We start from the raw sequence: 3,433 nt of genomic DNA on the forward strand, positions 1-3,433 counted from the left end.
TTTCACCCTCTGGAATAATTTGGTATCTTCGATACCAGATGCCCATGCTGGGCACACACATTGCATATAGCTTATGGCGGCAGAAAGGCGAAAATTCAACTTTTTCGACCCTTAGCCAAATTGGTTTTGTGCGGACAGGACAATGCTTCGAAAACCGCCACAAGCCATATGCTCAAAAGTTGGCAGCAAAAAAAATGGCATTAAGCACAACAATATGATATTGAACGAAGGAGGGGATATTTTCATGGTTACCTATTTGATTTAATATTCAGGCTTGATTAAGTATAGCTTATCAATTATAGCATGAAGATGCCGGCGGATTTAAACCCTGTATTTTAAATAGACTTTATCCCAAGGCTCCCGCATCTGTCGGGAAAGCAACTGATTGGCCAGGAAATTATCTTTTATTTTTTCTTTCACCGGATCCCATTCCAGGTCTTGATTAAGCATCATGGCGATATTGCCCAAATGCGAGATCGTTATCGAACGGTGCGCAGTTTCTGCCGGTGCGGCCGTTGGCTTCCGTGAGATAACACAATCAATAAAGTTACGATAATGATTGTTACTGGTGTACAAGCGATCCTTTTCTTCCAGTTTAATGTCCAAGACACTTACTGGGTCGGCATAGTGTTCACTACGAGTAGCCCATACGGTACCGGCTTCGCAATGGAAACGCACACCGGATGGTATGTCAATATCATCAGCAGTATTGCTGACAATCAATTCCACACCATTTTCATATATGGCCTCGAAATAGAATTCCGTAGCCGTATTGTAAACCGGGTGGTTCGACCATTTTGATTTGGGATTCCGGATTCTTACAGGACCTGAACCATCAGCACCAATACCCCACTGGGCAATATCCGGATGGTGTCCACCCCAATCGGTAACCATACCACCGGAATAATCAAGTATCCAACGGTAATTAACGTGCGTACGACATGGCTGATAAGGCGCTTCAGGAGCCGGTCCAAGCCACATGTCGAAGTTGAAATCTTTAGGTACAGGTATTATTTCCGTGAGATGAGCGGTTTTGCCAAAATCAGGTGTCCCACCGGGAAGTCCACAGGTAACCTTCTTTAACTTACCTATTTTGCCACTACGGACCATTTCTACCGCCCAGCGGAAATGTTCACTGCTGCGTTGCTGGCTACCGGTTTGAAAAACCACATTGTGGTGTTTTACTGCATTGCTCATGTCCCGGCCTTCCTGAACAGTTAGGGATAAGGGCTTTTGGCAGTAAATGTCTTTTTTGGAAGCAGCAGCCATCATTACCGGGATGGCATGCCAGTGGTCCGGGGTAGCAAGTTCTATTACATCAATATCTTTTCTTTGAAATACTTCCCGGAAGTCTTCATACCCCACTGTTCCTTTGTATTTTTTTCCAAATTTTTCCTGATAGGATTGGTCCACCATTTCCATTATAAATTCCCTCCCGGCAACTTTCCCATCCCAGTAGCCATCGCTTTTTTTATTAACATCACAAATGGCGGTGATCTGCACTCTTTCATCCTGCAAAAATGCCCGTGTGTCATTACCGCCTTGATTACCGGCACCGATTACCGCCATGGTAATCCTATCGGACGGGGCTACAAACCCATTTTTACCCAAAGCCGATGCAGGAATAATGGTTGGCACTGTTATCATAGCACCCATGGCGGCACCTCCTTTTTTAATGAATTCTCTTCTTGTTGTTTTCATAATTTCAATTCTCTTAACCATATATTTCGAAAACTAATTATCGTGGTTCTGCAACATCAAAGGTCCTTTGGTAGCATTCTCCGGAGAGAAATGAATGTAATAGAGCAAGTGGAACTGGGTTTGTCAAATCATGAAATCGCAAAGGAACTTCTTGTCAGTAAAATACCATAAAAACCCATCTTAAAAAAATTTTCATAAAAACTGAAGCCCAAAATAGAACAAATCTAATTCACAGGTTGAAATTATTCCCTAAATATGGGATCGATCAATCGAAGATCAATCGCAGTATTTTGTCGTCATGGATCCTTAAAGGTGCCCTGCCGTCGGTATTGCTGGTGGTGACATATAAATGCCCATCGGGACCTATGGTAACATCTCTCATTCTGCCATAAATTCCTTTTGAAGGGGCATAGGAAAACCAACGTTCTATTTTAATTACCTCATAGTCATTTTCTTTATCGAAAACTATCCTCAACAAAGCCTGACTTCCTAAGGATGCCACATAAAGATCTCCCTTGTAAAACGTCATTCCCGCAGGTGGTACTGCTCCTTTGTTCCAGATGACCTTTGGGTCTACATATTCCGGTATCCCAGGAGCACCAACCACCATAGGCCATCCATGGTTGCCTCCCTTCTCTACTTTATTGATTTCATCACGGTACTTTACGCCATTTTCTATTTCTGCGCCTGAAGGACCGTGTTCGGAATTGAAAAACACACCTGTTTCGGGATCCCAAGCAAAACCCTGAACCACCCTATGCCCATAGGAGTAAATAGGGGAATTTTCAAAAGGGTTGTCAGTGGGTATGCCTCCTTCGGGGGTAATCCTTAATATTTTTGCAGCCAATATTTCCAAATCTTGCGCCACAAATGGCTGGGACATGTCTCCTGTTCCTATATACAACATGCCATCCGGTCCAAATTCAATTCTTCCCCCAAGGTGTATCGCATGTGCAGGGATATTTTCCATGATGATTTTATTCATTATGGCCGTTTCGCCCTGATGGGTTAACCTGACCACTTTACTCAACAACTCATGCTGCTCATTTCTGTATGCATGCATGATATAAATCCAAGAGTTGTTTTCAAAGTCAGGGTGTAAAGCCAAACCCATAAGTCCTGCATCCACTTCATGTACTACTCCAGGTACAGTCAGGTAGTGTACTTGTTGATTTTTTCCCTGAGGTATCCTAACTATACTACCGCTTCTTTGGGCAACCAAGGCGTCCCCGTCAGGTAAGAAGCGCAGAGACCAAGGAATGGTAAGGCTATCCACCCAGACTTCCACCTTGATCCCTTTCACTTCAGGTAAAAATACATCTTCTACTTTTTGTGGAACCTCACCCAGGATAGGTTGCGTTTTTTCTGTAGCTCCCTGAGCAAAAATATTCTGGATGTTTAATAAAAGTAATGAAAGCAATATGACTGTTTTGATCTTCATAGTGTGGTGAATTTATTCAATATATTTTTAATTCGACCTTTGATTTTCGAAAAATGTTCATTGGATTGGAAAATGGGAATGAGAGACGAGTTGCAAGAATTAAGAATCAAGAGCCAAGAATCAAGAGAAATGAGAATAAACATAAATAGGAACTCTTGATCCTTCGTGACTACCAATGACAGATTTTGAAATTGATGGTTTAAGACTACAAATAGCATTGAAGACTAGAAAGAACCTTGCCTTGTCACCTCGACGTCAGGAGAGGTCTGCAGCCCGCCTTGATGTCATTTT

The 3,433-nt window shown here is 42.6% G+C and carries 3 protein-coding genes; 1 reads left to right on the forward strand and 2 read right to left on the reverse strand.

The features are described from left to right. The coding region (locus HMJ38_RS25470; protein WP_228780267.1) for a hypothetical protein at positions 1-218 on the forward strand (218 nt) is incomplete at its 5' end. A gap of 103 nt (positions 219-321) precedes the next feature. Here HMJ38_RS25470 and HMJ38_RS24950 read toward each other — a convergent pair. Both HMJ38_RS24950 and HMJ38_RS24955 read right to left on the reverse strand, forming a co-directional pair. Continuing rightward, positions 322-1,701: a Gfo/Idh/MocA family protein gene (locus tag HMJ38_RS24950; protein WP_194977173.1), complete on the reverse strand. Its 1,380-nt coding sequence runs from the start codon at positions 1,699-1,701 to the stop codon at positions 322-324. Between the two features lie 265 nt (positions 1,702-1,966). Further along, entirely contained in the window at positions 1,967-3,142 is a 1,176-nt protein-coding gene (locus HMJ38_RS24955) for a PQQ-dependent sugar dehydrogenase (RefSeq protein WP_194977174.1), read from the reverse strand. Between the last annotated feature and the right edge of the window lie 291 nt (positions 3,143-3,433).

This window comes from Aquiflexum lacus (assembly GCF_015476655.1).
Classification (GTDB): Bacteria; Bacteroidota; Bacteroidia; order Cytophagales; family Cyclobacteriaceae; genus Aquiflexum; species Aquiflexum lacus.

Excerpts from the sequence above, each read along its gene's own strand:
- HMJ38_RS24955 (WP_194977174.1), bottom strand. The coding sequence starts at position 3,142 with ATGAAGATCAAAACAGTCATATTGCTTTCATTACTTTTATTAAACATC.
- HMJ38_RS24950 (WP_194977173.1), bottom strand. The coding sequence starts at position 1,701 with ATGAAAACAACAAGAAGAGAATTCATTAAAAAAGGAGGTGCCGCCATG.